The sequence below is a fragment of the Streptomyces cavernae genome, assembly GCF_004023625.1.
Taxonomy (GTDB): Bacteria; Actinomycetota; Actinomycetes; order Streptomycetales; family Streptomycetaceae; genus Streptomyces; species Streptomyces cavernae.
This window is the reverse complement of record NZ_RPDJ01000032.1, coordinates 82,558-106,054: the sequence shown is the minus strand read 5'-3', so window position 1 is coordinate 106,054 and position 23,497 is coordinate 82,558. Positions and strand designations below refer to the sequence as shown.

The 23,497-nt window shown below is 70.7% G+C and carries 15 protein-coding genes; 5 read left to right on the top strand and 10 right to left on the bottom strand.

What is annotated here, in order from left to right; genetic code table 11:
- Positions 1-4: 4 nt before the first annotated feature.
- The 9 genes from EF387_RS34865 to EF387_RS34825 all read right to left on the bottom strand — a co-directional run bounded on the left by EF387_RS34865 (position 5) and on the right by EF387_RS34825 (position 12,275).
- Complete coding sequence (locus EF387_RS34865) at positions 5-814, bottom strand: ABC transporter permease (protein ID WP_128380594.1); 810 nt, start codon at positions 812-814, stop codon at positions 5-7.
- A complete protein-coding gene (locus EF387_RS34860; protein ID WP_128380643.1) occupies positions 811-1,854 on the bottom strand; it encodes an ABC transporter ATP-binding protein in 1,044 nt (347 codons plus the stop codon). Before EF387_RS34860 ends, EF387_RS34865 begins: the two co-directional genes overlap by 4 nt.
- Positions 1,855-2,012: 158 nt before the next feature.
- A complete protein-coding gene (locus EF387_RS34855) occupies positions 2,013-3,227 on the bottom strand; it encodes an MFS transporter (protein WP_128380593.1) in 1,215 nt (404 codons plus the stop codon).
- Positions 3,220-6,114 (bottom strand): glycoside hydrolase family 2 TIM barrel-domain containing protein, encoded by a 2,895-nt coding sequence (locus EF387_RS34850; RefSeq protein ID WP_128380592.1) that lies wholly within the window; start codon positions 6,112-6,114, stop codon positions 3,220-3,222. The genes EF387_RS34855 and EF387_RS34850 overlap by 8 nt, the downstream gene beginning before the upstream one ends.
- Positions 6,115-6,126: 12 nt before the next feature.
- Entirely contained in the window at positions 6,127-7,023 is an 897-nt protein-coding gene (locus tag EF387_RS34845) for a carbohydrate ABC transporter permease (protein WP_202918461.1), read from the bottom strand.
- On the bottom strand, positions 7,020-7,985 hold the full coding sequence (locus tag EF387_RS34840) for a carbohydrate ABC transporter permease (RefSeq protein ID WP_128380591.1): 966 nt from the start codon (positions 7,983-7,985) through the stop codon (positions 7,020-7,022). The genes EF387_RS34845 and EF387_RS34840 overlap by 4 nt, the downstream gene beginning before the upstream one ends.
- A 20-nt stretch (positions 7,986-8,005) precedes the next feature.
- Entirely contained in the window at positions 8,006-9,268 is a 1,263-nt protein-coding gene (locus tag EF387_RS34835; RefSeq protein ID WP_128380590.1) for an ABC transporter substrate-binding protein, read from the bottom strand.
- 283 nt (positions 9,269-9,551) lie between these two features.
- The gene (locus EF387_RS34830; protein ID WP_238431861.1) at positions 9,552-10,853 is read right to left on the bottom strand and encodes an ROK family protein; all 1,302 of its coding nucleotides are present in this window, start codon (positions 10,851-10,853) and stop codon (positions 9,552-9,554) included.
- 174 nt (positions 10,854-11,027) lie between these two features.
- Positions 11,028-12,275 (bottom strand): FAD-binding protein, encoded by a 1,248-nt coding sequence (locus EF387_RS34825; RefSeq protein WP_128380589.1) that lies wholly within the window; start codon positions 12,273-12,275, stop codon positions 11,028-11,030.
- Between the two features lie 167 nt (positions 12,276-12,442).
- Between EF387_RS34825 and EF387_RS34820 the strand changes: the two genes are divergently transcribed.
- The 5 genes from EF387_RS34820 to EF387_RS34795 all read left to right on the top strand — a co-directional run bounded on the left by EF387_RS34820 (position 12,443) and on the right by EF387_RS34795 (position 20,985).
- The gene (locus EF387_RS34820; RefSeq protein WP_128380588.1) at positions 12,443-13,450 is read left to right on the top strand and encodes a hydroxyacid dehydrogenase; all 1,008 of its coding nucleotides are present in this window, start codon (positions 12,443-12,445) and stop codon (positions 13,448-13,450) included.
- Positions 13,451-14,203: 753 nt separating this feature from the next.
- Positions 14,204-15,529, top strand: coding sequence for a radical SAM protein (locus EF387_RS34815; protein WP_128380587.1), 1,326 nt, complete (start codon positions 14,204-14,206; stop codon positions 15,527-15,529).
- A 362-nt stretch (positions 15,530-15,891) separates the two neighbouring features.
- Positions 15,892-17,382 (top strand): cellulose-binding domain-containing protein, encoded by a 1,491-nt coding sequence (locus tag EF387_RS34810; RefSeq protein WP_128380586.1) that lies wholly within the window; start codon positions 15,892-15,894, stop codon positions 17,380-17,382.
- 663 nt (positions 17,383-18,045) lie between these two features.
- Positions 18,046-19,059, top strand: a complete 1,014-nt coding sequence (gene rsgA, locus EF387_RS34800; protein ID WP_238431871.1) for a ribosome small subunit-dependent GTPase A — start codon at positions 18,046-18,048, stop codon at positions 19,057-19,059.
- A 459-nt stretch (positions 19,060-19,518) separates the two neighbouring features.
- Positions 19,519-20,985 (top strand): AlkA N-terminal domain-containing protein, encoded by a 1,467-nt coding sequence (locus tag EF387_RS34795; protein ID WP_128380641.1) that lies wholly within the window; start codon positions 19,519-19,521, stop codon positions 20,983-20,985.
- Here the strand turns inward: EF387_RS34795 and EF387_RS34790 are convergent.
- On the bottom strand, positions 20,939-23,431 hold the full coding sequence (locus EF387_RS34790; protein WP_238431860.1) for a glycosyl hydrolase family 95 catalytic domain-containing protein: 2,493 nt from the start codon (positions 23,429-23,431) through the stop codon (positions 20,939-20,941). The genes EF387_RS34795 and EF387_RS34790 overlap by 47 nt on opposite strands.
- Positions 23,432-23,497: the final 66 nt, after the last annotated feature.

Sequence of the window (23,497 nt, the reverse complement as noted above, 5' to 3'; positions counted from 1 at the left end):
GGACTCAGCCTCCCTGCGACACGACACGTAGGGCGGCCCGGTGCCAGACCAGCCGGGTCACCACCGCCAGCAGCACCACCCACCCGGCCTGCAGGGCGAGTTGGGGACCCGCGTCGGCGAGCGGGATACGGCCCACGTACACCGAGAGCGGCACGTTGAGCGTGGCCTGGAAGGGCAGGAAGGCGCTCAGCGTGACGAACCAGTCGGGGAAGTACCACAGCGGCGCGTACACCCCGGAGAGCAGATTCTGCGCGAAGATCAGGATCAACATGGCCGCGCTGTTGCGCAGGGTCCAGAAGCACAGCTGGTCGATGAGCAGCATGATGTAGTAGAGGACCCACTGGCCGAGCAGCAGCGACAGCGCGAACGCCCCCGCCGCGCCCGCCGAGTGCGGCGGCTGGACCACACCCACGGCCAGGCACACCGCGTAGCCGGCCGCCGCCCACGCCAGCCCGTACAACTGGTCGCCCAGCGCCCGCAGCGCGTAGTACCGCCGCGGCGAGACCGGACGCAGGAACCAGTACACGATCGTGCCGAAGTGCATGTGCTGCATCACGGTGTCGCGGCCCGCGTACCGGTCCAGCTCCCGCAGCCGGGTGGCCAGCACCGCCAACACGGCGTAGGTGACGGCCTGTTCACGGCTCAGCCCGGCGGTGGTGGGACCCGTGTCGGCGTACAGTCCCCGCCACAGCGCCACGACCAGCACGGTCTGGATGACGAGCTGGACCGCGACACCCGTCATCCTCGGTGGCGTGAGCAGCTCGCCGAGCGGGGTGATGCGTGCGGTGCGCCAGACACCGGGAACGGCCGTCATGAGCCGGCCCCGCCGCGCACCGCGCTCTCCTCGAGGACGTCACTCGCCTCCAGTGCCGCGCCCTGGTAGGCGGCACGCATGACATCCTCCAGGTCGGCCTCCTCCAGGGCGATGTCGGAGACCTCGTACCGTTCGATGACCTGCTTGAGGGCCTGGTGGACGGTGGGCGCATGGGACCCCTCCGGCCCGAACACGACCCTCGGCCCCTCCCGTTGCAGCACCGCGATCCCGGGCAGCGCCGACACCGCGGCCTCCGGATCGGCGAGCGTCGCCCGCACCAGCCAGGTGTCACCGAACTTCCGCTTGATTTCCTCCAGCGTCCCGTCCATCACCAGCCGGCCGTCGTTGATGAGCACCACCCGCTCGGCGAGCCGGCTCACCTCGGTCATGTCGTGGGTGGTCAGCAGCACCGTCCTGCCGCGCTCCTCGACCTGGTGCTTCAGGAAGCCGCGCACCTGTTCCTTGACCACCACGTCCATGCCGATCGTCGGCTCGTCCAGGAACACCACCGGCGGATCGTGCAGCAGTGCGGCGGCCAGATCGCAGCGCACCCGCTGGCCCAGCGACAGGTGCCGCACCCGGGTGTCCCAGAAGGAGGAGAGTTCCAGCAGGTCGTCGAACTCCCTGAGGCGCGCCTTGTGTTCGGCGTCCGGCACGCCGTAGATGTCGCGCAGGATCGCGAACGACTCTCGGGCCGGCAGGTCCCACCACAGTTGGGTGCGCTGACCGAACACCGCTCCGATGTTGCGGGCGTTGCGCTCCCGCTCCCGGTACGGCACCACGCCCGCCACGCTCACCTCGCCCGCGGTGGGCACCAGGATTCCGGTGAGCATCTTGATGGTGGTCGACTTGCCCGCGCCGTTCGGACCGAGCAGCGCCAGCAGTTCGCCCGGCGCGACGGAGAACGTGACGTCCTCCACCGCGGTCTTGGTCACCCACAGCGGGTTGACCAGCGAACGGAGCGTGCCCAGGGCGCCGGGGCGACGGGTCGTGGTACGGAAGGTCTTGGTCAGAGCACGTACTTGTATGTCCCCGGTTATCCGCGTGTCACCGCTCACCTCGAACTCCCGTCCCTTGCATGGCTGGCGCTCCTTCAAGCGGGCGTGAAAAATGTACAGGACGTACAGAAGCTGGGTGTGTGTTCACCCGGATCTCCCTCAAAACGGCCGCTCTGCGCGTGGCCGCCCCTCAGCCTGCCCTAATTCCCTGCCAATTCGCACGCGTGATTCGCACGACCCCTCGCCCACCCACCGGTCAGCCGGATCAGCCACACGGTCACCAGCAGGCTCGCCCCCGACAACATTGTCAGGAGCCAGGGCACCGCCCGGATCCCGGACGCCTCGATACCCGTCCCGAGCAACGGCGGAGCGGCCACCCCGCCGATCATCGACGCGGCGATCACCCAGGCCCCCGCCCGCCCGGCGCCCGGCAACGCCCGGTTCAGCCACGGCAGTCCGGTCGGGAACACCGGCGCGATGAACAGCCCCACACCCGCGTACGCGTACGGGGCCGCGGCCGGCACCAGCGCCAGCAGCAGGCACGCCGTCATCCCGGCCGCGCACACCGTCAGGATGCGCTCGGGCGAGTGCCGCAGGGTGAGGGGGACGACGAGGAAGCGGCCGACCGTCAGCATCAGCCAGTACACGGAGGTCGCGGAGGCCGCGACGGCCGTGCCGTACCCGACCGTCTCCAGATGGGTGGGCTCCCAGCCGCCGACACCCGCCTCCACCCCCACATTGAGGATGTAGAGGACGAGGAAGCCGAGGAGGATCCGGGAGAAGCCCAGCGAGGAGCGGGAAGCACGGGCGGCCCCGGCTGTCTGCGGGTCCTTCTTCGACTCGTCCCGCACACCGCCCGTGCACAGGATCAGCGCCCCCGCGAGCACCGCACACGCGCCGAACGCGTACGCGTAGTGCCCGGGCCCCGTCCACGCTACGACCGCGGGCCCCAGCACGGCACCGATCCCGAAGTGCGCGTTGAGGACGTTGAGCATCGCGGTGGACCGCTCGCCGAAGCCGACCGCGAAGAGCTGGTTGAGGCCGTAGTCGATACCGCCGAAACCGAGCCCGCCGAGGAAGGCGGCGGCGAGTGCGAGCGGCCAGCCCGGCGCCAGCGCGAAGCCCGCCGCACCCAGCGCCATCAGGGCGTAACTCGCCGCCAGCAGCGCCCTGTTGCTGATCCTCGCATGGATGGCGTTGAACAGCAGTACCCCGACGACCCCGCCCACGAAGTGCAGACTCAGACCGAGCCCGGCACCCGCGGGGGAGAGGCCGAACTCCTCGCGCAGCCCCGGCACGGCAGGCCCGAACAGCGCCTGGAGCATGCCGATGAGGACGAAGGCCACACATGACGCGACCGTGGCCGGCCGGCTGAAGAGCCGGTCGGCCACGGTCGGGTTCGTTGTGTCAGTCATCCGTCGCGTTGAACGTGAAGGAGAACTCGGCGGGACACGCCCGCAGTTGGTACTGCGGCAGTGCGCCTGGACCGCACGACTGCGATCCGATGCCCTGCTGCCCGTGGTCGAGGTTGACCCACACCGTGTCCCCGGGCACCAGATCCGTCAGGTGCGCAGCGGCGTCCAACTGCTCGGTGGTCCAGCGCCGCGCGGTGAGCCAGAACGCGGGCTCGCCCTCGACGCGCAGGCCGCCGAGCTCCGCCCACCGCACGTCCGCGCGGGCGCCGTTCTCCTGCGGCCGGACGTACGGCGTCTGCATCTCGTCCACCGACGACTCCCAGCGCCCCAGCATCGACGCGGCCTTTGTGTCCGGGTACGCCTCGCCGGGGCCGCCGCCGTACCACTTCACCCGGTCCGCCTCGGCGAGCCCGAAGCGGATGCCGAGCCGCGGCAGCGGCAGCGTCCAGTCGCCCTCCGGGGCCACCGACACCGTCAGCCGCAGCCGGGTCCCGTCGGACGTCCAGCGGTACACCGTGCTGAGGCCCACCTCCCACGCGGCGGGCGCCACCCGGGTGCGTACCGTCAGCGCGTCGTCGGTCAACTCGACGGCGTCCAGGCGGTGCCGCATCCGGTGCAGGCCGAGCTTGCGCCAGAGCAGGCCGTAGCGTGCGTCGGGCTGCCAGGGGGCGCCGTCGTCGTTGTCGGTGGGGGCACGCCACACGTCCAGGCGCAGGCCGGTGACGTCGACGGCGCCGATGGTCTTCAGCGCACCGGTCCGGGCGTCGAAGGAGGCCGGGCCGAGGGTGATCAGCCGCTCGCCGAGCACCGGCCGGTCCCCGGTGGCCGCCCGCGCCGACAGCCGTTGCGCCGCGGGCAGTTGGGCCCAGGCCACCTGGTGGTCCTTGCGGCCCCAGGGGGTGTCCTCGGCCAGCAGCGCCCGGACCGTCCACTGTGTCTCGGCGCCCCGGCCGTCCGGGGGCGGCGACGGGAGCTTCACCTCGGCGGACTCGCCGGGCGCGAGTGCCGGTACCGACAGCGCGCCCGCTTCGACGGTCTTCCCGTCGACCTGGTACGACCACTCGAAGGCGAGATGACCGAGGTCCGCGAAGTCGTACCCGTTGGTGATCCGGAGCGTGGTCCCGTCGGGGCCCTCGCCCTCGCCCTCGATCCGGACCGGCTCGATCACCTTCTTGTACTCGTCCAGCCCCGGCGACGGCCTGCGGTCGGGGAAGACCAGTCCGTCGCAGACGAAGTTCCCGTCGTGCAGTTCCTCGCCGAAGTCGCCGCCGTACGCGAACCCGTACCGCGCGTCCTTGATGCCGTGGTCGATCCACTCCCAGATGAAGCCACCCTGGATGCGGTCGTACGACTCGAAGATCCGCTGGTAGTCGGCGATGCCGCCGGGGCCGTTGCCCATGGCGTGCCCGTACTCGCAGAGGATAAGGGGCAGCTGACGGCGTTTCAGGGTGCCACCGTCCAGGCCCAGGCCGATCCGCTCGACCTCGTCGTGCGGCGGGTACATCCGCGAGTACATGTCCGTGTCGCGGCAGTTCCAGTCGCCCTCGTAGTGCACCAGCCGGGAGCCGTCCCGGCCGTGGATCCACTCGGCCATCGCGGTCAGCCCGCGGCCGGTGCCGGCCTCGTTGCCGAGGGACCAGATCACGACGGACGGGTGGTTCTTGTCGCGCTCGACCATCCGGGCCGCCCGGTCCAGCAGCGCCGGCGTCCAGCGGTCGTCGTCGACCGGGTTGTCGCGCCAGTCCTGCTCGACGAAACCGTGGGTCTCCAGGTCGCACTCGTCGATGACCCACAGCCCGTACTCGTCGCACAGGTCCAGGAAGGCCGGGTGCGGCGGGTAGTGCGAGGTGCGGACGGCGTTGATGTTGTGCCGCTTCATCAGCAGCACGTCCTCACGCATGGTCGCGAGGTCGAGCGCGCGGCCCTTCTCCGGGTGCCACTCGTGCCGGTTGACGCCCTTGAAGAGGACCGCCTTGCCGTTGACCTTGATCAGACCGTCCGCCAGCTCCACGGTCCTGAAGCCGATCCGCAGCGGGATCCGCTCGCCCTCCGTGGCCAATACCCCGTCGTACAGCCGGGGCGTCTCCGCCGTCCACGGCTCGACGGGCACGGTGACCGGCTCACCGGTGGAGACATCGATGTCCAGCTCGGGCACGGTCACCCGCCCGGCACGGTCACCATCCACGTCGACGCGCAGGGTGCCGGTGCCGCCGACATGGTCGTAGGAGGCGTGCACGAAGAAGTCCATGGCGCTGCCCGCCGGGCGGTGCAGCAGGGTGACGTCCCGGAAGATGCCCGGCAGCCACCACTGGTCCTGGTCCTCCAGGTACGAGCCCGCCGACCACTGGTGGACCCGGACCGCGAGCACGTTGCCGGACGGCTTCAGCAGCTGCCCGACCGCGAACTCGTGCGCCAGCCGGGAGCCCTTGAACTCGCCGAGGTCCGTGCCGTTGAGCCAGACGCGGGCGCAGGACTCGACACCGTCGAAGCGCAGGACCGCGCCCCCGTCGTCGAGGGCGGGCCAGTCCTCCGGCAGGTCGAACACCCGTAGGTGGTCACCGGTCGGGTTCTCGGTCGGCACGCGCGGCGGGTCGACCGGGAACGGGTAGAGGTGGTTGGTGTAGATGGGCCCCCCGAAGGCGCCGTCGCCCTGGAGCACCCAGTGGCCGGGGACCGCCACCTCCGCCCAGTGTCCGGCGTCGTAGCCCTCCGCGGCGAAGGATTCGTCCTCGGCGTCAGCCGTCGCCGACAGCCGGAAGCGCCATCTGCCGTTCAGCGAGAGGGACCTGGCATCCGAGGACGCATACCAGGCACGTGGCGGCAGAGCCCCGCTGCCGGGGGACACGTCCTCGACGTAGTCGACGGAAGGGGAGGTGCGGAAAGTCATCGGTCTCCTAGCTCAGCCCTTGATGCCGGTCTGTGCGATGCCCTGCACCAGCCAGCGCTGGAGGAAGAGGAACACGAACACCAGGGGCAGGATGGACACGGCCGTGGCCATGAAGATCATATGGAAGACGACGGTCTGGTTGGTCATGTAGCTGGAGAGCGCGACCTGGACGGTCCAGGAACCCGGGTCCTGGCCGATGACCAGCGGCCACAGGAAGGCGTTCCAGCCGGCGATGAAGGTGATGGTCGCCATCGCCGCGAAGAAGTTCAGCGAGTTGGGCACCACGATGCGCCAGTACGCACCCCAGTAGCCCAGTCCGTCCACGCGCGCCGCCTCCTCCAGCTCCTTGGGGAACCCCAGGAAGTACTGCCGGAACAGGAAGCAGGTGAAACCACTGAACAGCCCCGGAATGATGAGACCCCGGTAGGTGTCCACCCAGCCGAGCGACGACACCAGCACGAAGCTCGGTACGAAGGTCACCGCGGTCGGGACCATCAGGGTGCCCAGGACCGCGTAGAAGACCTTGTTCGCGTGCTTGTACGGGATGCGGGCGAGCCCGTAGCCGGCGAGTGAGCACACGAACAGGACACCGACGGTGTGCAGGGTGGCCACGACCGCCGAGTTCCACAGGGACTGGGCGAAGGGGACCGTCTCGTCGGTGAACAGCTCGCTGATGTTGCCCCACTGGATGTCCGTGGGGAAGAACTTCCAGTTCTCTCCGGTGATCTCGGCGTCGGTGGAGAGGGCGTTGCGGACGAGGATGTAGAACGGGACAAGGAAGAGGAAGGCGGCGACGCCCACGGCGACGTAGAGGCCGGTGGAGCTCATCACGCCGCCGCCGCGCCTGACGCGCGCGGGCTTGTCGGCAGAAGGTGCGGATTTCCGCACCTCGGGCATGGTGGTGGTCACTTGGACTCGTCCCCCCTTCCGAAGCCCATGATCTTGCCCTGGAGCAGGGTCACGGCACAGATCAACACGGTCAGGATGAGGGCTCCCGCGCTGCCGGCGCCGTAGTCCTGGCTCTCGCCCAGGGCCTTGTAGTACAGCTCGACCAGCGGCGGGCGGCCCCACGTGGTCTTCGACAGCAGGTTGAAGAACTCGTCGAAGGCCTGATACGCGGCGACGAGCAGCAGCAGGATCACCGCGGTGGACGTGGCACGCAACTGCGGCAGGGTGATGTGCCGGAAGGTCTGCCAGCCCGGCTTGGCGCCGTCGATGGCGGCGGCCTCGTACAGCTCGTCCGGGATGTTCTGCAGCGCCGCGATGAACAGGATCATGTAGAAGCCGGACTGCAGCCACAGTCGGGCGGTCACGATGACCAGCCAGTACCACGGCGGGTTCGGGTCGATCAGCCAGGCGATGTTGTCGATCCCGAACCAGCCGAGGACCGTGTTCATCAGGCCGAAGCGGACGCCGCTGAAGATGGACATCTTCCAGATCAGCGCGGCGGCCACATAACTCACCGCGGTCGGCAGGAAGAAGACCGAACGGAAGAACGCCCGCATGAAGCGCAGCCGGTTCACCAGCAGGGCCAGGCCCAGTGAGAGCGCCCAGGTGGTGGGCACGATGAACGCGGCGAAGACGGTGAACGTGACGAGCGAGCCGACGAAGTCCTCGTTCGTCAGCATGTACTTGTAGTTCTCGAACCCGACGAACTTGTCGGGTGTGACGGTGAAGCGGGCCTCGAAGAAGCTGAGCCACAGGCTCCACAGGATCGGCGCGTAGACGAAGATCGCCAGACCGATGAGGAACGGCCCGGTGAAGAGCCAGAAGTTGAACGTGGGGCTGCCCCGCAGACCCCGCCGCGGCTTGGCCGATGAGGCCTTCGCCGGGGCGGGGCGCGCGAGGTCGCGCGTCGTGGTCGTCGACATGTCGTGGTCCGTCCCGCGGTCTATCCGAACAGCTTCTTGAGCTCGCGGTTGACGGCCGCGTCGGCCTTGTCGAGAGCCTTCTCCGGGTCCATGTCCTTGCGGACGGCGTTGGCGAAGACGTCCTCGAGGGCGGTGATCATCGCCTGGGTCCAGCCGATGTTGTCGAAGTGCCCGAACTCGGTGAAGAGCTTGACGCCCTCAGCGGCGTTGCCCGACTTCAACTTGGTGGCGGACTGTGCGAGCGAGGTGCGCGGCGGGATGTGGAAGCCGTAGGAGGTGGCCCAGTCCTCCTGGTACTCCTTCTGGTCGATCCACAGCCACTTCACGTATTCCTTGGCCGCCTCGACGTTCTTGCCCTTGGCGTTGACGAACATCGACCAGCCGCCGTTGTAGACCGACTGCTTGCCGGAGTCGATGGTCTTCGGGAACGGGAAGACGCCCCAGTCGTCGCCGAGCGCGTCCTGGATCTGCGGCATGGCCCACATACCGCAGAACTGGATGGCGCACAGGCCCTGGTTGAGCGAGGAGGGGTCCCAGGACTCGGTCGGGGCGCCGAGGAGAAGGTTGCCGCTGGTGAACAGCTTGCGCATCTTCTTGATGCCCTCGATGACGCCGGGCGTGTGGTAGGCGATCTCGTTCTTCTCGTTGAGGGTGTCCGCGCCGGCGGACCAGATCATGGGGTTGATGACCGAGTGCAGGTCGTTGCCCATGTACAGGCCCTTGACCTTGCCGGTGGTGAGCTTCTCCGCGGCCTCCGCCAGCTCGTCGAGCGTGGTCGGCACATCGACCTTGGCCTTCTCCAGCATCGACTTGCGGTAGAAGAAGAACTGCGGGTCGTCGATCATCCGGACGCCGTAGATCTTCCCGTCGACCGTGTGCGACTTGATGTCGGCCGGGTTGAAGTCGTCCTTGACCGGGTCGATGATGTCGGTCAGGTCCGCCACCTGGCCGCTCTTGATCATCTGGATCTGCGGGTGGAACTCGAAGAGGTCCGGCGCGTTGTCGGTGAGCAGGGCCGAGAAGAGCTTGCTCTCGAAGTCCGCGCTGGTGATCCACTGCGTGGTCACATTGGCGTCCTTGTAGGCCTTCGCGTAGCGCTTGATGGCCTGCTCGGTGCCCTGCTCGCCGTACGCGTGGAACATCTGGGTGAGCTGCTTGCCCGAGCCGCCACCGCTCGGCCGGCCGGTGTTGCTGCCGCACGCCGACAGGGCGCCCGCGGCGGCCAGTCCCGCGGCGGCCCGGAATATCGAACGGCGGTCCCAGTTGCTGTTCATTGCCGACATGGTGACGTCCTTGTCTCGAAGTGTGCGGCTGCCGCTCCACGGCTCAGCGGCGAGGTGGCTCAATTGGTGCTGCGGTGCGGGACGTTAACCTTCGGCTAAGGCTTCGGCAAGGGGTTGGACGAAGTCTGCATGAAGCGTTGTACGGCGTTCGGTATGCCGGACGCGGGTGGGGTGCCGTGGCGAGGGCACGGAAACGCGCGGGCCGCCGCACGGCCGCCTGCATTCCCCGACGGTGTGTTATCGAAGGTCTGTCAGCGCACGGTCGACGGCGCGAAGTCCGTGGTCACGGGGACGGCGCGATACGGCTCCGGGCGGACTTGGCGCCCCTCGCGGTGGGGCCGGTGCGCAGCGCGGCGGTTCGGCCCGTGGCCGGTTTGGACGCCTTGCCGGGCTTCTGGCTCACCGACGACAGGGCGCCCTCCAATGCGAACGTCGCGGCCCCCAGGCACACCGGGTCGGTGGGAATGGGGGAGAGGACGATCTCGGTGGCGTCCAGCGGCCGGTGCAGGGCGTGCCGGGCGACGGCCTCGCGCACCTCGGCGAGCAGTGGCTCGCCCAGCGTGGCGGCGACCCAGCTGCTCAGCACGATCACCTCGGGATTGAGCAGATTGACCAGGTCGGCGATGCCGGCGCCGAGATACCGCGCGGTGTCCCGGACCACCGTGAGCGCCACCTCGTCCTGGGCCGCGACCCCGCGCGCCAGGGCGTCGATGGTGGCCGTCTGGTCCTCGGAGTGCAGCAGGGTGCTGTCGGGGGCCAGCTCCCGCAGGTTCAGCATGATCCCGGGCGCGCCCACGTAGGTCTCCACGCACCCGTGGTTGCCGCAGTGGCACGGCCGGCCGTCCAGCACCAGCGTGGTGTGCCCCCACTCGCCGGCGCTGTTGCTCACGCCCCGGTGCAGCCCGCCGCCGAGCGCCAGCCCGGCGCCGACACCGGTGCCCAGGTTCACCACCACGGCGTCCCCCCGGCCGCGTGCGGCGCCGAACCACAGCTCGGCGACCGCACAGGCGCGCAGCGGATTGTCCAGGTGCAACGGGTAGGCGATGTACTCGGCGAGCATGTCCAGCAGGGGCACGTCGTGCCAGTCCCAGTTCGGCGCGTACTCGCAGATCCCGCTCTCGCGGTCCACCTGGCCGGGCACGCTCACGCCGACGCCGAGGACCCGTGCGCCCTCGACCCCGGCCTGGGCGACGACCGAGCCGACGGCCGCCGCGACATGGCCCACCACCTGCTCGGGACGGCTCTCGCCGGGGCGCACGTCCTCGTCCGCGCGGGCCAGCACGTCCAGCGCCAGGTCGAACAGCTCGACCCGGACATAGGTCTCCGCTATGTCGACGCCGATCAACGCGCCCCCCGACGCGTTGACGGCCACCAGGCCCCGTGGCCGGCCGCCCGCCGAGTCCTCGAACCCGACCTCCGTCAGCAGCCCGAGTTCGAGCAGCTCGCCCACGAGGGTGGCGACCGTGGCCAGGCTCAGCCCGGTCGCGGCCGCCAGCTCCTGGCGTGATGTGGGAGACTCGGCGATGATCTGACGAAGCACCTCATATCGGTTCGCGGTGCGGATGTCGCGTGATGTGCGCTTCATCACCGGAGTCTCCCCATCGTCCCTTCGGCCCGCCGCCGACCGGTGACACGGCCGACGGTGCGGCCCGTGGCACGGGTCGTCCCGGCTCCGGTCGCTGGTCGGCCGGGTCCGGGCACGGGCGTCGGGCCCTGGCGAGGCGCAAGGCTATGGCCTGGAAAGACTTTCGACAAGGGGTTAGGAAAGGGGCTGGAGAAAGTCCCCCAGGAAAGCGTTTGTGAAGGTACCGGCCGGGTCGACCTCCGCCACCAGCGCCGAGAAGGCGGCGGCCAGCGGATACCGCTCGCGCAGGTCCGCGAGCGGGACGGCGAACACCTTGCCCCAGTGCGGACGCGGATCGAACGGGGCCAGGGCCGCCTCGACGAGCCGTACGACCGGCAGGACGGCCGCCGCGTCCTCGATCCAGGTGAAGTGGAAGGCGACACTGTCGCGGCCGTACGCCGGGCTCAGCCACTGCGCGTCGGCGGCGACGGTGCGGACCTCGCAGACCCGCAGAACGGGAGCGATCCTCTCCCGGATCCCGTCCAGCGCCCGCAGGGCCTCCATGGCGTACGGGCGCGGCAGCAGGTACTCCGACTGGAGCTCCGCGCCGCTGCTCGGCATGAACTCGGCGCGGAAGTGGGGCAGCCGCTCGTGCCAGGGGCCGGGCGTGCCGAGCTGCTCGGTGCAGTTGACCGCGGGCATCCCCGGCACCGGGTGCACCGGCTCGGTGGCGGCCGGGGCCCGGGGGAAGGCGGGCACGGGCCGGTCGGTGCGGCGCTTCAGCCAGACCTGGGTGAAGCGCGGGGCGCGCCAGTCCGTGAACAGGCTGACGCTGTACGCGAGCCCGGCCACCGTCTCGAAGTCGAGGTCGGCGAGCGGCAGTCCCAGGTGCACGTGCTGGGCGACCTCGAAGTGGGGGACCAGGTCGAGGGTGAGCGCCGTGACCACGCCGAGGGCGCCGAGGGAGGTGACCGCGCCGTCGAAACGCGGGTCGTCGCGGCCGATGACCGTGAGGGACCCGTCCGCGGTGACCAGTTCGACCTCCCGTACGGCGGAGGCCAGTGAGCCGTTGGCGAGCCCGGAACCATGCGTGCCGGTGGCCACCGAACCCGCCACGGAGATGTGCGGCAGCGATGCCATGTTGTGCAGCGCCAGACCGTGCTCGTGCACCCGCCGGGCGAGTTCGGCGTAACGGACGCCGCCCGCGACCCGCACGGTGCGGGCCGCGGTGTCCACGTCGATGACGGGCGGCAGCCCGCTCAGCGACACCAGCATGCCTTCGCTGTCCGCGAGGGTGTTGAACGAGTGCCCGCTGCCGAGCACGCGCACCTTCTCGCTGTCCGCGACCAGCGCCCGCAGGGCGTCCTGCGAGTGCGGCCGGTGCAGCTCCTTCGCCGCGTAGGTTATGTTGCCCGCCCAGTTGGTGATGGGACTCGTCGTCATCCCCGCCGCCCCTCCTCAGGATGTGGTCACCCGGCGCGTCTCATGTTCCTCTATCGCTCGGCGCCCGCTCCCGCCGCGTGCGCCACCGCATTGACCTGCTCACCCGGCCGCACCTAGCGTAGAAACCGTTTGCTATATCCAATTCGCCGAGCCGGAAGGCCACTTCGTTGTCCGAACGTCCCCTGGCACTGTTCGCGACCACCCCGGCGTTCGTGCCCCGGATCTTCCCGCCCGGGGTGCTGGAGCGGCTGCGGGGCGCCGTGGACATCGATCCCGCCCTGGTGGCCGAGGACTTCACCGCCCCCCGGGTACGGGAGGTGCTCGCCGCGGCGGAGGTCCTCGTCACCGGATGGGGCTGCCCGCGGCTGGACGCGGAGGTCCTCGACGCGGCGCCCAAGCTGCGCGCGGTGCTGCACTCCGCCGGCTCGGTCAAGGGCTTCCTCACCCCCGCCGTCTTCGACCGCGGCATCACCGTGTCCTCGGCGGCCGACGTCAACGCGCTGCCCGTCGCCGAGTACACGCTCGCCATGATCCTGCTCGCGGGCAAGGACATCTTCGCCCGCCGCGAGCGCCTGCGCACCGAACGGCGCCACCCCGGCTGGGGCATCACTGACGGCGTCGGCAACTACGGCCGCCGGGTCGGCATCATCGGCGCCTCCCGCATCGGCCGCCGACTGATCGAACTGCTCCGCCCCTTCGACCTGGAACCGGCCCTCTTCGACCCCTACGTCGACGAGTCCGAGGCGACCGCGCTCGGCGTACAGCTGCTGCCGCTCGACGAACTCCTGCGCACCTGCGACATCGTCACCGTCCACGCCCCGCAGACCCCCGAGACCCTGCGTCTCGTCGGTCGCCGGGAACTGGCCCTGATGCCCACCGGAGCGGTCCTCATCAACACCGCGCGCGGCGCCCTGGTGGACCACGAAGCGCTCACCGACGAACTGCGCACCGGGCGGCTGAGCGCGATCCTCGACGTCACGGACCCCGAACCCCTGCCCGCCGACTCGCCCCTCTTCGACCTCCCCAATGCCTTCATCACCCCGCACCTCGCCGGCTCGCAGGGCAACGAACTCGCCCGGCTCGGCCGCACGGTCGCCGAGGAGGCCGAACGGCTCGCGGCGGGACGGCGGCTCGAGCACACCGTCGACGCCGGCGCCTGGGAGCGCATGGCGTGACGTGAGCAGTTCCGCTACGCCGCCGACCGGGGCGGGCCGAGGCCGTCCGGCGTCACCGGCCGGCGGATCGTGTCCGCGTCCGGCGCCGGGTGCGGGGCCGCGGCGTGCGCCGGCTCCTCGTCGTCGAGGAGTTCCGTCGGCCGGGCCGCTGAATCCTGGGGTGGCTTGCGGGTGCGGTCCGCACGGAGGGGTCCGGGTCCGGGGCCCGGGGGTGAGCCGGTCCACGGCCGACGGCCCGGTCTCCGGATCGCGCGCGGCCGGGGCCCGGACCTCGGGGGCCGTGTGGGGTCGGTGTGAGTGGCCAGTCGGCAAGGGTCCGCTGGTCGGTGTGAGCGGCCAGTCCGCCGGGCATGCGTGGTCGGTGTGAGCGGTCCCGTCGGCCGGGTCCGCGTGGTCGGCGTAGGCGGCCAGTCCGCCGGCACAGCATTCCGGCACAGCATTCCGGCGCAGCAGCGGGTGCCCGAGCAGGCGTCCCGGCGTACTGCCGGGGGGCGACCCCGCGCGACCCGCCACGCGGGGCTCGGCCTCTGCGCCGGCAGCTCTCGCTGACCGTGATCCGAGGGCGCACCGGTGCCCGGTCCATCGCCGCACCGGGGCACGGTGCCGCCGGGCAGGCACCGTGCCGGCGGAGCACACCGCGCGGCGCGCAGGGACCCGGCACGGCCGAGTGCCGGGCGGGGACATACGGTGGAGAGTCGACGACTCGGTCCGCAGGCGAGTCGGCCGAAGCGAGTCGGGAGCGAGGAGAACGGGATGGGCAGCCGCACCGCGCTGGTCGAGGATCTGATGGAGCGCTTCCCGCACGTGCCGAGGGAAGCCGTCTTCAAGGAGGACCTGCTCCGGGGAGGCGTGGCCTTCGACCAGTCCGCCCTGAGCGACAACGAGAAAGGCGACGTCAAACCCAAGTCGTACTTCATCTTCTCCTTCGACCACGGCACCCTGCCCGAACTCGGGGAGGCCGCTCTCCGGCGTCCGCCCGAGGAGATCATCCTCACCGGTGGGCCCTACGACCTGCGCCGGACCGTCGTGTCGGTGCGCGTGAACCCGTCCTCGCCCTACCGCGTCGCGGCCGACGAGGAGGGCATGCTCGGGCTCTACCTCGACGGCACGCGCATCGCCGACGTCGGCGTACCACCGATGCCCGAGTACTACCGGCACACCCTCTCCAACGGGAAGTCCGTGATGGAGGTGGCCCCGACCATCCAGTGGGGCTACCTGATCTACCTCACCGTCTTCCGGGTCTGCCAGTACTTCGGCGCCAAGGAGGAGTGCCAGTACTGCGACATCAACCACAACTGGCGCCAGCACAAGGCGGCCGGGCGGCCTTACACCGGTGTGAAGGACGTCGAGGAGGTCCTGGAGGCGCTGGAGATCATCGACCGGTACGACACCGCGAAGACGTCCACCGCGTACACCCTCACCGGAGGCGCGATCACCTCCAAGGTCGCCGGACGCGACGAGGCCGACTTCTACGGGCACTACGCCCGGGCCATCGAGGAGCGCTTCCCCGGCCGCTGGATCGGCAAGGTCGTCGCGCAGGCGCTGCCCCGTGACGACGTGCAACGGTTCAAGGACTACGGGGTGCAGATCTACCACCCCAACTACGAGGTCTGGGACCGGCGGTTGTTCGAGCTGTACTGCCCCGGCAAGGAGCGTTACGTCGGCCGTGACGAGTGGCACCGGCGCATCCTGGACTCGGCGGAGGTCTTCGGCGCGCGCAATGTGATCCCCAACTTCGTGGCGGGCGTGGAGATGGCCGAGCCCTTCGGGTTCACCACGGTCGACGAGGCCATCGCCTCGACCACGGAGGGGCTGCGCTTCTTCATGTCGCACGGCATCACACCCCGCTTCACCACCTGGTGCCCGGAGCCGACCACCCCGCTCGGCAAGGCCAACCCACAGGGCGCCCCGCTGGAGTACCACATCCGCCTGCTGGAGGCCTACCGCGCCACCATGGAGGACTTCGGTCTCTCCTCGCCGCCCGGCTACGGCCCGCCCGGCCCCGGCCGCGCGGTCTTCTCCGTCAGCTCCTTCATGGACAGTCTCCCGGCGGAGCACGCCGACGTGATCCCCGGCTGAAACCGGCGCGCCCCTTCGGCTCACAGGACCCCGGTCGAAGCGGGCGCGTTCCCCGGATAAAAAGTCGGCGGGAAAATCCGGCGGGAATCGATACGTTCCCGCCGTCCGTCCGTACAACATGCCGAGCGCCGTGTCAGGCGGTGCCACCGCGGTGATTCGTGATTCAAGTTACGGCTTGTCAGTTGTGTTGTAACCGTGAAAAGCTCGGGGCCGTCGCGAGACCACCCCCAACTCTCACGTATCAAACGGCGAGTTGACCTTCGCTTGTACGAGTAATACGAGTAAGTCCGAATACGTGGGTATGGGGACACGGGGGCGTCACATGTGCAAGTTGACGAAGACGCATCAGTGAGGAAGCCTGCATGCCCGACCTGCCGACCCCTCAGAACGCCGCCGAGGCAGCACTGCTCTCCGAATGCTGGGACGCGGTTCTCTCGTACGCCGATCTGTGCACGGCCGGTTCCGGTGCCACGAGGCAGCTGGCCACCGAGGCGTTCACCCACGGCATGGTCGAGATACAAGACGCCCGGCTCGAGGCCGAGAAACCCGAACGCGGGCGCCGCACCCCCCATCTGCCCATGATCCCGCTGCTGCTCTCGTCGGTCCGCAACACCGCCGCCGACTGGGAGTCCCGTGGCCACGGCCACCGGCTCGACCCCGAACTGCGGCTCTGGCTCAACTCCGAGAAGGCCGCCCGCTACACCGGACCGCCGCTGCAACGCCCGCTGGCGCTGCGCGGACTGCGCGACATGCAGGAGGCCGATGCGGCGCTGCTGTGGTGGACCGAGGTGGAGGCACTGCCCCTGACCGACGTCGCCCGCAGACTCGGGCTCGACCCCGCCGGGGCCGCGGAGGAACTCGCCCAGGTGCGCGCGGTGTTCCGGGACCGTTGCCACCGCAACCACCTGGACACCCCGCTGGACGCCGAGTGCCGCAAGTACGCCCGGCTGCTGGACGCGTTGACCCGCTCCTCCGGGGCCGAGACACCCGAGGACCTGTCCCGGCACCTCGCCCATTGCGTGGAGTGCGCGGAGGCGGCCGGCTGCCTCCAACTGCACGGCGCCGGACTGCCCGCGGCACTCGTCGGCGGGGTGGTCGGCTGGGGCGGTCTCGCCTACCTCGAGCGGCGGCACCGCGCGGTCGACGCGGGTCTGTCCGGTGGACGCGCCGGCGGCGGCGGGGACCGTGGCTTCAGTGGCCCGGAGCGGAAGCCCTCCGGGCGGATCAACCGGGCCGGGATCCTGGCCGGCGCGGCGGTCGTGTCCGGTCTGGCGCTCGCGGTGTCGCTGGCGCCGTTCAGCGGCTCCGACGAGCCCGCGGGAAGGCAGACGGTCGCCGACCCGGCGCACTCCCCCTCCGACCTGGCACCCATACGCTCCGGCTCCTCCGGGGCGATACCGACCCCGACGCTGAAGCCGCCGGCCACGGCCCGTGTCGAGCCCGCCGACTCCGATCCCGGTCCGGAGGCGCAGGGCAAGTCCTCCACCTCCGTCGACGAGCCCGAGGACGGCGAGACAGGGAGCGGCGACGAGAAGCCGCAACGGTCCCAGTGCAGCGCCCAGTACAAGCTGGTCAACGAATGGCCGGACGGCTTCCAGGGCACGATCACCTTCACCTCCCGACAAGCCCTGACGGACTGGCGCCTGACCTGGAAGTTCCGCAACGGCCAGCAGGTCCAGCAGATCTGGAACGCCGACTTCAGACAGAGCGGCGGCACGGTCACGGCGTCCGCGGCCGACTACAACCGGAGGGTCGCCGCGGGCGGTTCGGTGGAGGTCGGCTTCCTCGCCTCCAAGAACAACGGCAACGCGGCCCCCTACGGGTTCACGCTGAACGGGAAGGGCTGCGCCTAGGGGTGCCGCGCCGACCGGGTGCGATCCGGTGGGACGTACGACCAGGGGTGCGAGTGGGGCCGTCATCCACCCACCCGCCCATCGGTTCAGTCCCTGTCTCACGCCTACTTGATGAGGTCCTTGAGCTTGTAGTAGGCGCCCGCGAAGGGCAGGAACCAGGGAGGGGCTGGTCGTCAAGATCCCCTTCCGCGGGGCGTTCGTCGTAGAGGTCAGTGCTCGCGGCGCCGCGATTTCAACACAGCCGGGCCCGACACGGGATCACGAAGTCAGGTGCCCCGTAATTCGGTGGCGGGGTGCGTGGTCCCCGTCTACAGTGGGCGCCGATCGTGCGGGTCCGGTGCTGCCGGGCCCGCCGCTGTCGCCGAGTATCAGAAGCAGGGAGGTGTGACCGATGGCTGTCGTCTCGCTGAGTGCTGCGCGCGCTCCGAAGCCCATCTCATCCACCTCTGTGGCCGGCGGCTGACCTTTCGCCGCGCCAGGCCACATCCTCGAAGGGCCTGACTTCCCTTGTCTTTCTCCTCCGCAGCTTCGGCTGCCGATGCTCCTTCCGATGCCTGTGATTCTTCCGCTGCTTCCAGCGGTGCCGCTGATCCTGCCGCTTCCGCACAACCCCTCGCCGCCTACGGCTGGGACGACGCGTGGGCGCACGAGTTCGCCCCCCATGTGGCGGAGGGGCTGCTGCCCGGTCGGGTCGTCCGCGTGGACCGCGGACAGTGCGACGTCGTCACCGCCGACGGCGTCATCCGGGCCGACACCGCGTTCGTCACCCCGCACGACCCCCTACGGGTGGTGTGCACCGGCGACTGGGTCGCCGTCGAACCCACCGGCAACCCCCGGTATGTGCGGACGTATCTGCCCCGCCGCACCGCCTTCGTGCGCTCCACCTCGTCCAAGCGTTCCGAGGGACAGATCCTCGCGGCCAACGTCGACTTCGCGATCGTCGCGGTGTCGCTCGCCGTGGAACTCGACCTCGGACGCATCGAACGGTTCCTCGCGCTCGCCTGGGAATCGGGCGCCCAGCCATTGGTCGTGCTGACCAAGTCCGATCTGGTACCGGACCCGGTGACCCTCGCACACCTGGTGCAGGACGTGGAGACGACGGCGCCCGGGGCGCAGGTCCTAGCGGTCAGCTCCAGCCTCGGCGACGGCATCGACGTCCTCACCGCCGTCGTCTCCGGCGGCACGTCCGTACTCCTCGGACAGTCCGGCGCCGGGAAGTCCACGCTCGCCAACGCCCTGCTCGGCGAGGAGGTGATGACCGTGCAGGCCACACGCGACGTGGACGGCAAGGGCCGGCACACCACCACCACCCGGAACCTGCTCGTCATGCCGGGTGGGGGAGTGCTCATCGACACGCCCGGACTGCGTGGCGTGGGCCTGTGGGACGCCGAGTCCGGAGTGGGCCAGGTCTTCTCGGAGATCGAGGAGCTCGCCGCCGACTGCCGCTTCCAGGACTGCGCCCACACCACCGAACCCGACTGCGCGGTCCTCGCCGCCGTGGCGGCCGGCACGCTGCCCGAACGCCGTCTGGACAGCTATCGCAAGCTGCTCCGGGAGAACCAGTACATCGTCGCCAAGACGGACGCGAGGCTTCGGGCGGAGCTGCGACGCGAATGGAAGCGGAGGGGGGCGGAGGGGCGCGCCGCGATGGAGGCGAAACGCGGACGCCACCGGTAGGTCCGGCGGCGGCCGATCCACGCCATGGGCACCCGGCGCCAGGTGGGTCCGGCGGGGGGCAGGGGCTGCCGGTGGGTTCGGCGTCGGGTGGGCGCCTGCCGGTGGGTCGGTGTCGGGCGGGCGCCTGCCCGTGGGTTCGTGGGTTCGGCGTGCGTCTTGGATGCCATCGGCGCGGTGGCGTCCGGCGGCGGCCGATGCACGCCGATGGGCAGGCGGCGCCAGGTGGGTCCGGCGGCGGGCAGGGGCTGCCGGTGGGTTCGGCGTCGGGTGGGCGTCTGCCGGTGGGTTCGGCGTTGGGCGGGCGTCTGCCGGTGGGTTCGGTGGGTACGCCGACGGGCAGCGGTCGCCGGTAGGTGGCGGCCGATCTCCCGGCGCCTCGCCGCGCCTGGTGTTCCCGCCCACCGTCATGTCCGATTCCCGCCAGACCGGCCCCCGCCCCCGGCGCACACTGGAACCGTGATGGACGAGGACACCAGGTACGAGGCCGTGCGCAGCAGGGACTCCCGGTTCGACGGGGAGTTCTTCTTCGGCGTGCGGACCACCGGGATCTACTGCCGGCCGAGCTGCCCGGCGGTGACCCCCCGGCGGCGGAACGTCCGCTTCTTCGCCACCGCGGCCGCCGCCCAGGGCGGCGGCTTCCGGGCCTGCCGCCGCTGCCGTCCGGACGCGGTGCCCGGCTCCGCCGAGTGGAATGTGCGCGCCGACGTCGTGGGCCGCGCGATGCGGCTGATCGGCGACGGCGTCGTCGACCGCGAGGGCGTCGCCGGGCTCGCGCTGCGGCTCGGTTACAGCGCGCGCCAGGTCCAGCGGCAACTCACCGCGGAGGTCGGGGCGGGTCCCGTCGCTCTGGCCCGAGCCCAGCGCGCGCACACCGCCCGAGTGCTGCTGCAGACCACGGACCTGCCGATCACCGAGATCGCCTTCGCGGCCGGATTCGCCAGCGTGCGCCAGTTCAACGACACCATCAGGGCGGTGTACGCGGCCACCCCCAGCGAACTGCGGGCCGCGGCCCCTCGCCGTACCCCGGCCGCGGCATCCACCGCCACGACCTCCGCCCCGTTCACGGGCATCCCGCTGCGCCTGGCGTACCGGGGCCCGTACCAGGCGGGTGCCGTCTTCGACCTGCTGGCGCGGGAGGCGGTCCCCGGCGTCGAGGAGTTGACGGGTGAGCGCGGCAACCGTACGTACCGCCGCACCCTTCGGCTGCCGTACGGGACCGGCGTCGCCGCCGTCGAGGAGCGGGCGCCGCGCACCGGGAGCGGCCCCTCCGGCGGCTGGCTCGACGCCCGGCTGCACATCTGCGACCCCCGTGACCTCACCTCCGCCGTGCAGCGGCTGCGGCGGCTCTTCGACCTCGATGCCGATCCCTACTCCGTCGACGAGCGGCTCGGTGCCGATCCGCGGCTCGCGCCGCTCGTGTCCGCCCGGCCCGGGCTGCGCTCGCCGGGGGCCGCCGACCCGGAGGAGTTCGCCGTCCGCGCACTCGTCGGGCCGGAGGAGGCGGGGCGGCTCGTGCGGTCCTACGGCAAGACGCTAGACGCGCCGTGGGGGAGCCTGACGCGTCTCTTCCCGGAGCCGGCCGTGCTCGCCGGGGCCGAGGGCGGTCCGCTCGGCGCCCTGGCCACCGCCCTCGCCGACGGCGCGGTCCGCCTCGACCCCGGCGCCGACCGCGACGCGGCGCACACCGCGCTGCTCGCCCTGCCGGGCATGGACGGTGCCACGGCCGCCGCCATCCGCACCCGCGCCCTCGGCGACCCCGACGTCGCCCCGCCCGGCGAAGGAGCCCCCGACTCCTGGCGGCCCTGGCGGTCCTACGCCCTGCGGCACCTGGAGACGTGGGAGAGCCGGCCCGACCGCACTCGGGCCCGGCACCACGGCGTCACGTCGCGGGCAGCCCCCAGCGAGGTGCCGGCCCGTTCGGCCTGACCGGCGCGATGCGCAGATCCGGGCGGTCGCCCCTGGCGGTGATCAGCGCCGACTCGCCCTTGCGCAGGGCGACTCGGATCGTCCCGTCGTCGACCGTCTCGTGCCGCAGCCGGCGCCCCAGACCGTCCCGTACGTCGACGGGCCCCGCCATCCCGTGCCGTACGACGCACGGGGCGCCCGCCTCGCTCACCAGTCGCACCCAGCGGGTCACCCCACCCTCGCGCACCGCGCTCAGCAGGAAGGCGCCCTCCGTACGGAAGTTGTGGACCGTCAGATCCGCCCACGCGGCGGGCAGCGCGGGGAAGACACGCACGATGCCGCCCCAGGACTGGCAGACCATGTCGTGCAGGGACTGCGAGGCGGACAGCGGGGTCTCGATGACCGGACCGGTCTCCTTGTACATGGTGTTGGGCAGGATGAACCGCGTCATCAGCTCGTTGAGGTACTTCAGCGCGTCCTCGCCCTTGCCCAGCAGTGCCGATATCGAGGCCGCGCCGGTGAAGGTGTAACCCTGCAGGGCGCCCTCGAAGCCGACCCAGTGCGCCAACGACTTCTCGATCAGGGCCCGTTCGTCCGGGGTGCGGCCGGTGACCTCGTACAGCGGGTAGACGGCCAGCAGATGCGAGTAGTGCCGGTGCGACTTGGCGAAGGGGACGTCCGCGCCGATCATGTAGCCGTTGGCGTCGGTCGGGTACGCCACCCGCTTGGCCAGCACCTCGCGCCAGCGCGGGGCCAGGTCGTCGTCGATGCCGAGGAGTTCGGCGGTCTCCAGCAGCGTCTTGCAGCCCCAGGTGAGCAGCATCAGGTCGTAGTTGCAGTCGCGGGAGTCGACGCCGTACTCGGGCGAGAAGGTGGCCGGCAGGTGCAGTTTGCCGTCCGGGCCCGGCTGAAGGAAGTGCAGGTAGTAGTTGATCGCCTTGCGCAGGAGGGGGAAGAGGACGTCGCGCAGGATCGACCTGTCCATGGTGTGGCGGTAGCTCAACCACACGTTGTGCAGCGCCCAGGCCAGATTGCCGACCTCGGGGACGGGCGGGTTCTGACCCGGTATGCCGACGCCGTAGCCCATGACGGGGCTCTGCGCGCCGTTGATCAGCTGCGGGTCCGTCGTGCGCGGGATACCGAGCGAGTCACCGCGGTACGGTTGCGGTGTCTCCTTCGCCAGATTGTCCCGGAACTCGCTCAACGCCCTGGTGATCGCGTCGAGTTCGAGGTGGTTGGAGCCGTGGATCAGCCAGTACTCCAGTTGCGCGTTGAGGTTCCACCAGGTGTTGGGCCACGGGGTGGACTCCAGCCAGGGTCCGAAGGTGGCCATCACGGGGGCGTCACGGCGGGCCGCGGAGGCCAGCTTGTACAGCTGGATCCAGTAGAAGCGCTGCATGCGGGCGTCGGGCAGCGACAGGAAGCTCTTCCGGTAGAAGCCGTCCCACCACGCCCGGTGTGTTAACGCCAGCCCGTCGTACGGCAGCGCCGATGTGGTGCGGATCGTCTTCAGCGCGCGGTCGCGGGCGGTGCTCCGCGGATACGAGTGGGCCACGTGCGCGTACAGCGTCCGTACGGAACCCCGTGCGCGCTCGCGCCAAGCGGTGACGTGCTCGCCCCCCGCCAGCAGCGGCTGGACGGCCGCGGACACGCCGTCGTGCTTCTCGACCCGCGCCGGCGGGTTGGCCTGGTAGCCGTCCGGCAGCGGACGGAAGTCGGCGCGCGGGCTGATCGCGACGGCGGGGTGGAACACCCACTTGAAACCGCGCTCACCCGCGCTCGGCGTCACCTCGACGGCGAGCACGGAGCGGGAGGTGTGCACCAGAGCACGGATCGAGAGGGTGCCCTTGTCGGTGGTGAGGGTGCCGGTCAGCTCCGCGTTCCGCAGCCCGAGCCGCCAGTCCAGCCCGGTGATCGTGCCCACCGGCTCCAGCGTGAAGTGACCGATCGGCAGCCGGGCCAGACCGAAGAGCGAGCCGAACTCCGGCCGGTGGTCCTGAACTTCGGAGTGCTGGACGTTGAAACGGATCGCCCGGACGGCGCCGGTGTCGTCGGCCGGCTCGGCGTAGATCCCGGAGCCGAGGAATCCGTTGCCGAGGTACGGGCCCTCGTACCAGGTCTTCGGCAGCTTCTGCCAGACCATGTCCGCGTCGTCGAGTACGGTCCGCCAGGGATCCGGACGCCCGAGGAGGCCGGCTTCGTCCGGTGCCGCCGCGGCCGCGGCGGGGGCGGCGAGCCCACCGGCGATCAGCGTCCCGCCGAGGGCGGAGCCGGTGGCGAGGACGGCACGTCTGGACGGGCTGGACGGGCTGGACGGGCCGGATGGGCCGGATGGGCTGGATGGGGCTGTCGGGCAGCTCCAAGGGGTGGGCGGGCTGGATGGGCTGCAGGGGGCCGGCTGGCTGGATGGGCTGCTGGCTTGGGCGGACGGGGTGGACGGGGTGGACGGGGTGGACGGGGTGGACATCGGGCCTCCCGGCGGCTCACCGCTATCGACGATTCATCGGAGCTATCCAAAGCCGCAAGGTAGGGT

What these genes read in the sequence shown, in the direction of transcription:
- EF387_RS34865 (WP_128380594.1), bottom strand. Translation starts at nt 814, where the DNA reads ATGACGGCCGTTCCCGGTGTCTGGCGCACCGCACGCATCACCCCGCTC.
- EF387_RS34855 (WP_128380593.1), bottom strand. Translation starts at nt 3,227, where the DNA reads ATGACTGACACAACGAACCCGACCGTGGCCGACCGGCTCTTCAGCCGG.
- EF387_RS34850 (WP_128380592.1), bottom strand. Translation starts at nt 6,114, where the DNA reads ATGACTTTCCGCACCTCCCCTTCCGTCGACTACGTCGAGGACGTGTCC.
- EF387_RS34840 (WP_128380591.1), bottom strand. Translation starts at nt 7,985, where the DNA reads ATGTCGACGACCACGACGCGCGACCTCGCGCGCCCCGCCCCGGCGAAG.
- EF387_RS34835 (WP_128380590.1), bottom strand. Translation starts at nt 9,268, where the DNA reads ATGTCGGCAATGAACAGCAACTGGGACCGCCGTTCGATATTCCGGGCC.
- EF387_RS34830 (WP_238431861.1), bottom strand. Translation starts at nt 10,853, where the DNA reads ATGAAGCGCACATCACGCGACATCCGCACCGCGAACCGATATGAGGTG.
- EF387_RS34825 (WP_128380589.1), bottom strand. Translation starts at nt 12,275, where the DNA reads ATGACGACGAGTCCCATCACCAACTGGGCGGGCAACATAACCTACGCG.
- EF387_RS34815 (WP_128380587.1), top strand. Translation starts at nt 14,204, where the DNA reads ATGGGCAGCCGCACCGCGCTGGTCGAGGATCTGATGGAGCGCTTCCCG.
- EF387_RS34810 (WP_128380586.1), top strand. Translation starts at nt 15,892, where the DNA reads ATGCCCGACCTGCCGACCCCTCAGAACGCCGCCGAGGCAGCACTGCTC.
- EF387_RS34795 (WP_128380641.1), top strand. Translation starts at nt 19,519, where the DNA reads ATGGACGAGGACACCAGGTACGAGGCCGTGCGCAGCAGGGACTCCCGG.
- EF387_RS34790 (WP_238431860.1), bottom strand. Translation starts at nt 23,431, where the DNA reads ATGTCCACCCCGTCCACCCCGTCCACCCCGTCCACCCCGTCCGCCCAA.